Genomic DNA, 7,450 nt, shown 5'->3' on the forward strand with positions numbered 1-7,450 from the left:
GCGAGTGACGACAACGCCGCTGGGGGTGCCCCCACGCCCGTCCAGGGCAGTGGGGGAGCGCGTGCCGAACCCCGCGACCTGCGGCATGATCCAAACGGCACCCCCTAGCGCAGGTGCCGTGTCAAGAGGTGCCAGAGGCGCCGCGTCAGGAGGTGCCGGAGGCGTTCGAGGGGGCCGTCCGGAGCGCCCCGGCCGCACGGCACGGTCCGGACAGCACCTGACGGCACCTGGGCGCGCCGTTGGGCCGTACTGGGCGAAGTGGGGGCGACGGCGGCGGGTTAGATTGACTTCGTGCTCTCTCGCCTCTCACGCCCCCAGGCCCTCACCGTCTGCGCGCTTCCCGTCGCGGCCCTGATCGCCGCCGCGGTGTGCGCACCGCTGCCGTTCTCGGTGGCGCAGCCGGGCATGACGGCGGATGTGCTCGGCGAGAACAAGGGCACCCCGGTCATCACCGTCTCCGGCGCCCCCACCCGGAGGACGAGCGGGCAGCTGCGGATGACGACCATCGAGGCGACCGGCCCGGACGCGGACGTCTCGCTGAAGGACGTGATCGACGGCTGGTTCGCCACCGACCGGGCGGTCATGCCGCGCGACGCGGTCTACCCGAGCGGCGACAGCGTCAAGGAGATCGAGCAGTACAACGCCGAGCAGATGCGCAAGTCCCAGGACGCGGCGACCCGGGCGGCCCTGAAGTACCTCGGCGTCCACGACAAGGACGTCAAGGTGACGCTGAGGCTCGCCGACGTCGGCGGCCCCAGCGCGGGCCTGCTGTTCTCCCTCGGCATCATCAACAAGCTCGACGGCGACGGCAACGGCGGCGACCTCACGGGCGGCCGTACGATCGCCGGCACGGGGACCATCACCGCCGACGGCAAGGTCGGCCCGGTCGGCGGCGTGGCCCTCAAGACCCAGGCCGCCCACCGGGACGGTGCCACGGTCTTCCTGGTCCCGAAGGCCGAGTGCGCCGACGCCAAGTCCGAGCTGCCCCGGGGCCTTCGTCTGATCCCGGTGACCACCCTGAAGGGCGCCGTCGACTCCCTGGTGGCCCTGCGGACCGGGAAGGGCTCCGTCCCCAGCTGCTGAGGAAGCGGCCGGGGAGCCGTCAGGCGGACGCCGGTTTCGGGGCGGTCGTGGCGAGGCGGAGGCCGATCTCCACCAGGGTCCAGCCCAGGCGGGCACGGAGGGCACGGGGGCGGACGGCCGCGGTCGCGCGGCGGTGGGCGGCGGCGCGGGCGTGGAGTTCGGCGGCGCGGACGCGGTGCAGGACGAGGTGGATCTCGGGAAGCATCGGGCGGGCCTCTCAGTCCGTGCGGGTGGGGAAGAGGTGCGTGTGGACGCGCACCTGCTCGGCCTGCGCGGTGCCCTCCTCGGGAGCCCGCACGCGGTAGCTCTCGATGAGTTCGTGCATCCTCGCGTTGAGTTCACGGGCGAGTTCGGGGGTGAGCCGCAGTGTCCAGTCGCTCACGTTCGAGGCGTTGCTCCACTCCTCGGGCCAGTCGTGCGCGGTGCCGATGAACGTGGAGAGCTCCTGGGCGTGCAGGGTCGCGACCTCGTGCATGAACAGGGCGGCGGCGCCGCGGACCGCCGGATCGGGGTCCTGCAGCAGCGCCTCGTCGAACTGCACGCCCTGGTGGGCCGCCCGCCACCAGCGCTCGCGCCCCTTGCCGTGCTCCGGCGCGTCCTCGACGAAGCCGTACGCGGCGAGCTGACGCAGGTGGTAGCTGGTCGCCCCGCTGGACTCCCCCAGTTTCTGGGCGAGCTGGGAGGCGGTCGCGGGGCCGCCGCGCCGGAGCGCGGTCAGCAGCTGCATGCGCAGGGGGTGCGCGAGGCCGCGGAGGCTGCGGGCGTCGAGCACATGAACGTTCAGATCGTCGGACACGCATGCAAAGGTATCGCTGCAAAGAATTCTTTGCAACGGGTTCTTTGCATCGCGTTCCCCGCGCCCCGGCGGCCCGCGCTCACTCCTCCGCCGCCTGCTCCACCAGGGGGATGATCCGCAGCGGCACCGGGTTCTCCATCACGATCGCCGTCGAGGCGCGCACGATCCCCTCGAAACCCACCACCCGGTCGATCACCCGCTGCAGATCGGCGTTCGAGCGGGCGACCAGCCGGCACAGCATGTCGCCCGAACCGGTGGTGGTGTGCAGCTCCAGCACCTCCGGCACGGACGCCAGATGGGCCCGTACGGCCGCCCCCTGCCCCTGCCGGATCTGCAGCGTCGCGAACGCCGTCACCGGATAGCCGAGCGCCGCCGGGTCCACCTCCGGGCCGAAGCCGCGGATCACCCCGCGCGACCGCAGACGGTCCAGCCGCGCCTGCACGGTGCCGCGCGCCACCCCCAGCCGCCGGGACATCTCCAGCACGCCGATGCGCGGCTCGCGCGCCAGCAGCACGATGATGCGGCTGTCCAGACGGTCGATCGCCATGTGCCCCCGCCTCCCAGGGTGGTCATCCTGTACAGAAAGCCCGCAGATACGCGGCTTTCACTGGTCGTATTGCTCAGTGAATGCGCAAACTATTGCGCACCTTGTGAGATCGGGTGACCCTTCGGCTATGACGCAGACCACACACCACACCCCCGACACCACCGGCCGGCAGGACGACCCCTTCCCGGTCAAGGGCATGGACGCGGTCGTCTTCGCCGTGGGCAACGCCAAGCAGGCGGCGCACTACTACTCCACCGCCTTCGGCATGAAGCTGGTCGCCTACTCCGGACCGGAGAACGGCAGCCGTGAGACCGCGAGCTATGTCCTGGAGAGCGGCTCCGCCCGGTTTGTGTTCACCTCGGTGATCAAGGCCTCCACCCCCTGGGGCCACTTCCTCGCCGAGCACGTGGCCAAGCACGGCGACGGTGTCATCGACCTCGCCCTCGAGGTCCCGGACGCGCGCGCCGCGCACGCCTACGCCGTCGAGCACGGCGCCCGCTCGCTGGCCGAGCCGTACGAGATGAAGGACGAGCACGGCACCGTCGTCCTCGCCGCGATCGCCACCTACGGCGAGACCCGCCACACCCTGGTCGAGCGGACCGGCTACGACGGCCCGTACCTGCCCGGCTACGTGCCCGCGAAGCCCATCGTCGAGCCGCCCGCCCGGCGTCTGTTCCAGGCCATCGACCACTGCGTCGGCAACGTCGAACTCGGCCGGATGGACGAGTGGGTGGGCTTCTACAACAAGGTCATGGGCTTCACGAACATGAAGGAGTTCGTGGGCGACGACATCGCCACCGAGTACAGCGCGCTGATGTCGAAGGTCGTGGCCGACGGCACGCTCAAGGTCAAGTTCCCGATCAACGAGCCCGCCATCGGCAAGAAGAAGTCCCAGATCGACGAGTACCTGGAGTTCTACAACGGCCCCGGTGTCCAGCACATCGCGCTGAACACCAACGACATCGTGGACACCGTCCGCCGGATGAAGGCGGCCGGCGTCGAGTTCCTCGACACCCCCGACGCCTACTACGACACCCTCGGCGAGTGGGTCGGCGAGACCCGCGTCCCCATCGAGACCCTGCGCGAGCTGAAGATCCTCGCCGACCGCGACGAGGACGGCTATCTGCTGCAGATCTTCACCAAGCCGGTCCAGGACCGTCCGACCGTCTTCTTCGAGATCATCGAGCGGCACGGTTCGATGGGCTTCGGCAAGGGCAACTTCAAGGCCCTGTTCGAGGCGATCGAGCGCGAGCAGGCCCGCCGCGGCAACCTGTGAGCCCGGCTTCCGCACCCGTGCGCGCACCCGCCCGCCGCGCCGCCCGCGCGGCGGGCGGACCGCCGTCGTCCCGCCTCACCGCCCGGTGACGTCCTCCGGCGCCCCCGTCACCGGCGGCTCGCCCAGCGCCGCCAGCGCCGTCTGCGCCTCGGACACGGCCAGCGGGGAGAAGTAGGGGTTGGTCCGCAGCGCCTTCTCCAGATGCCGCCGGGCCGGACCGGGCCGCCCCAGGCTCCGCTCGATCATCCCCCGGTGATAGGCGTACAGCGCGTTGCGCACCCCGCCGCCCCCGGCCGTCTCCGTGGCCTTCCGGGCGAACGTCAGCGCCTCCTCGTCCCGCCCGGTCCGGTGCAGCGCCCACGCCAGGGCGTCGGCCACCGCCGTCCCCGGCTGCCGTTGCCACTCGGCGCGCAGCCGCCGCACCGCGGACTCCGGGTCGCCGTGGTCCGCCTCGAACCGCCCCAGCACCAGCGCGTCGTCGACGCCGGCCGCCGTGCTCCGCCGGATGCGCGCCCGCAGCAGGTCGTACTGCGCCGCGGCCTCCTGCTGCCTTCCCAGCGACTGGTACAACTCACCCAGCTCCAGGAGGTGTTCGGGACGCGGCCGCTGTGCCAGCGCCCTCCGGTACGCCCTCAGCGCCTCCGCCGTGCGGCCCAGCGCGGCCAGCGTCCGTCCCCGTCCGGCCGCCGCCGTCCGCCGGCCGGGGTCGAGCCGCAGCGCCGCGTCGAAGTACCGCAGCGCCTCCTCGGGGTTCCCGCGCTCGAACGCGATGTCGCCGGCCTGCTCCAGATACGCGGCCCGCTCGACGGGCGAGGCCGCCGAGGCCGCCGCGTCCGACAGCTGGGCCGCCGCGTCCTCGCGCCAGCCCCGGTGCCGGTACACGGCCGCCGCCTTGGCCATCACGGCGGGGGAGTGGTGCAGGCGCAGCAGTCTGTCGAGGGCGTCCTGGGCGGCCTCGTGGTCGCCGAGCCCGATGCAGGCGTCGATCAGCGGCGCATACGCCGTCCACCGCCCGGGTTCCGCCCGCAGCGCCTTCTCGCCCCAGGAACGGGCCGCGAGGAAGTCCCGCCGCTCGTTCGCCAGCGCCGCCAGCCCCTCCAGCGCCCGGGCGTTCCTCTCCGGGCGCAGCCGCAGCGAGGTGCGCAGCGCCTTCTCGGCCTTCGCGTGGTCCGCCTCGTCGGCCGTGCGCCGCCCCCGCTCGACGTAGGCGGCCCCGAGCACCGCCCAGGCCCCCGCGTCCCGCGGCTGCGCCCGCAGATGCCGCTCCCGCTCGGCGATCAGCGCCGTCAGTCCGGGCAGCGACGCCGGTGCGCCGGTGCTCAGCGCGGTCAGCGCCACCGATCCGGGGGCCGGGCCGGGCGCCGGCGCGGGCGCCTTCACCGCGGGCTGCTCGACCGGCGGTGCCAGCAGCACCGCACCGAGCACACCGGCCACCACGAGCAGCACGAGGAGCACCCGGCGCAGCAGGCGGGAAGGGCGTCGCGGCCGGGCCGGCGGCCACAGGGCCGGGCTCTGCAGAGGGTTTTCCATGGCGCACACTGTGCGTCAGTACGACTATCGCAATCCGGAAGGCGGAGGGACGGGGCCAACGGGTTCACACCGATGGCCGTGAGTGCGACGCTGAGATCGTGAGCCGTACACCTACCGTCCCCGCCGAAGCCCGGGGCAGCCTCACCGACCGGCTCCTCGCGGGCCTGCCGGCCGACGCGGTCCTCAGCGATCCCGACGTCACGGTCTCCTACGCCAACGACATGGCGAGCTTCTGCCCCTCCGGCGTCCCGGCCGTCGTCGTCCTGCCGCGCACGGTGGAAGAGGTGCAGCACGTCATGCGCACCGCCACCGAGCTGCGCGTCCCCGTGGTCCCGCAGGGCGCCCGCACCGGCCTGTCCGGCGCGGCCAACGCCTCCGACGGCTGCATCGTGCTGTCCCTGACCAGGATGGACCGCATCCTGGAGATCAACCCGGTCGACCGGATCGCGGTCGTCGAGCCGGGCGTCGTCAACGCCGTGCTGTCCCGTGCGGTGAACGAGTACGGGCTGTACTACCCGCCGGACCCCTCCAGCTGGGAGATGTGCACCATCGGCGGCAACATCGGCACCGCCTCCGGCGGCCTGTGCTGCGTGAAGTACGGGGTCACCGCCGAGTACGTGCTCGGCCTGGAGGTGGTCCTGGCCGACGGGCGGCTGATGTCCACCGGCCGCCGCACCGCCAAGGGCGTCGCCGGATACGACCTGACCCGGCTGTTCGTCGGCTCCGAGGGCTCGCTCGGCATCGTCGTACGGGCCGTCCTGGGGCTGCGGCCCAAGCCGCCGCAGCCGCTGGTGCTGGCCGCCGAGTTCGCCTCCGTGACCGCGGCCTGCGACGCGGTGTGCCGGATCATGGCGGAGGGGCATGCGCCCTCGATGCTGGAGCTCATGGACCGCACGACGGTGAAGGCCGTCAACGACTTCGCGCACATGGGCCTGCCGGAGACCACCGAGGCGCTGCTGCTGGCCGCCTACGACACCCCGGACCCGGCCGCCGACCTCGCCGCGCTCGGCGCGCTGTGCGAGGCGGCCGGCGCCACCCAGGTCGTGCCCGCCGACGACGCCGCCGAGTCCGAGATGCTGCTGCAGGCACGACGGCTGTCGCTGACCGCGCTGGAGGCGGTCAAGGGCACGACGATGATCGACGACGTGTGCGTGCCGCGGTCCCGGCTCGGCGAGCTGCTCCAGGGCGTCGCACGGATCGCCGGGAAGTACCGGCTCACCATCGGGGTCTGCGCCCACGCCGGCGACGGCAACACGCACCCGACCGTCTGCTTCGACGCCCGCGACCCCGACGAGTCGCGGCGCGCCCGTGAGTCCTTCGACGAGATCATGGCCCTGGGCCTGCGGCTCGGCGGCACGATCACGGGGGAGCACGGTGTGGGCGTGCTGAAGAAGGAGTGGCTGGCGCGGGAGATCGGCCCGGTGGGGATCGAGATGCAGCGGGCGATCAAACAGGTCTTCGATCCGCTGGGCATTCTCAACCCTGGCAAACTGTTCTGATCACGGCTGTTGAGTACATGTACGAGGTTGCCCGGAAAGGAGTAGGTCCGGACGGACCTGCGGTACCGGGTGCCTCGGTCTGGTAGATGTGGAGCCCCCATACGACCCCCGAGCAGATACGGGACGACGGACATGAGCGCCCCAACCCCGGCACCCGGTGAGGACAGGCCCCGCGAGGGGTGGTACCCGGACCCGTCCATCCCTGGATACGTCCGGTACTGGAACGGCTCCGCCTGGGTACCGGGCACCAGCCGGCCGGCGCCGGCCGCAGGCGAGCGGCTCGGCCCGCCGCCCGGCGTGCGTCCCGCGCCGCCACCCGCGGTCGAGGAGACGGGCCCCCACTTCTTCGACGAGGACCCTCCCGAGTCCGCCCCCGAACCGGACCCGGCGGCCCGGGACGGCGGCCGGAGCGAGCCGGCGCCGGCGTGGGGCGCCGTCCCCTCCCGGCAGTCCGGCTTCGGCGGCGACCAGGACCGCCGTGTCTCCTGGGGGGCCGACCCGAGGCTCTCCCACATGGCGGAGGCCCGCCCTGCCGGAACGCCGGGCGACGGCCCCGGCGCCCCGGGCCCGGCCGCCCCGGCCGACAAGAGCACGATGGCCTTCCGCCCGGCGCCGAAGACCTTCCCGGCCCAGGGCGCGTCCGCGTCGGGGACACCCGGCGGGACGGCCGGCGCGCCCGCGTCCGGCGGCCCGTCCGGTCCCGGCTTCGGCGCCGGAAG

Annotated in this window: 8 protein-coding genes; 4 read left to right on the top strand and 4 right to left on the bottom strand. The window is 73.0% G+C overall.

Going from position 1 to position 7,450, the window contains the following annotated elements:
- Positions 1–291 precede the first annotated feature (291 nt).
- Entirely contained in the window at positions 292–1,083 is a 792-nt protein-coding gene (locus ABD224_RS28660; RefSeq protein ID WP_344055140.1) for a S16 family serine protease, read from the top strand.
- 19 nt (positions 1,084–1,102) lie between these two features.
- Here ABD224_RS28660 and ABD224_RS28665 read toward each other — a convergent pair whose 3' ends face one another.
- The 3 genes from ABD224_RS28665 to ABD224_RS28675 all read right to left on the bottom strand — a co-directional run bounded on the left by ABD224_RS28665 (position 1,103) and on the right by ABD224_RS28675 (position 2,426).
- Entirely contained in the window at positions 1,103–1,288 is a 186-nt protein-coding gene (locus tag ABD224_RS28665; RefSeq protein ID WP_344055142.1) for a hypothetical protein, read from the bottom strand.
- 12 nt (positions 1,289–1,300) lie between these two features.
- Positions 1,301–1,879, bottom strand: a complete 579-nt coding sequence (locus ABD224_RS28670; protein ID WP_344055144.1) for an ArsR/SmtB family transcription factor — start codon at positions 1,877–1,879, stop codon at positions 1,301–1,303.
- A 79-nt stretch (positions 1,880–1,958) separates the two neighbouring features.
- Complete coding sequence (locus tag ABD224_RS28675) at positions 1,959–2,426, bottom strand: Lrp/AsnC family transcriptional regulator (protein ID WP_344055146.1); 468 nt, start codon at positions 2,424–2,426, stop codon at positions 1,959–1,961.
- Positions 2,427–2,553: 127 nt separating this feature from the next.
- Between ABD224_RS28675 and hppD the strand changes: the two genes are divergently transcribed.
- Positions 2,554–3,702, top strand: coding sequence for a 4-hydroxyphenylpyruvate dioxygenase (gene hppD / locus ABD224_RS28680; protein ID WP_344055148.1), 1,149 nt, complete (start codon positions 2,554–2,556; stop codon positions 3,700–3,702).
- Between the two features lie 75 nt (positions 3,703–3,777).
- Here the strand turns inward: hppD and ABD224_RS28685 are convergent, their stop codons facing one another.
- The gene (locus tag ABD224_RS28685) at positions 3,778–5,232 is read right to left on the bottom strand and encodes a tetratricopeptide repeat protein (protein WP_344055150.1); all 1,455 of its coding nucleotides are present in this window, start codon (positions 5,230–5,232) and stop codon (positions 3,778–3,780) included.
- 98 nt (positions 5,233–5,330) lie between these two features.
- Between ABD224_RS28685 and ABD224_RS28690 the strand changes: the two genes are divergently transcribed.
- Together ABD224_RS28690 and ABD224_RS28695 are read left to right on the top strand one after the other, a co-directional pair.
- Positions 5,331–6,731 (top strand): FAD-binding oxidoreductase, encoded by a 1,401-nt coding sequence (locus tag ABD224_RS28690; RefSeq protein ID WP_344055152.1) that lies wholly within the window; start codon positions 5,331–5,333, stop codon positions 6,729–6,731.
- Between the two features lie 132 nt (positions 6,732–6,863).
- Positions 6,864–7,450, top strand: a 587-nt coding sequence (locus tag ABD224_RS28695) for a DUF2510 domain-containing protein (RefSeq protein ID WP_344055154.1), incomplete at its 3' end; no start/stop codon positions are given.

Origin of the sequence: Streptomyces thermoalcalitolerans, assembly GCF_039525155.1 — a bacterium.
GTDB classification, from domain to species: domain Bacteria; phylum Actinomycetota; class Actinomycetes; order Streptomycetales; family Streptomycetaceae; genus Streptomyces; species Streptomyces thermovulgaris.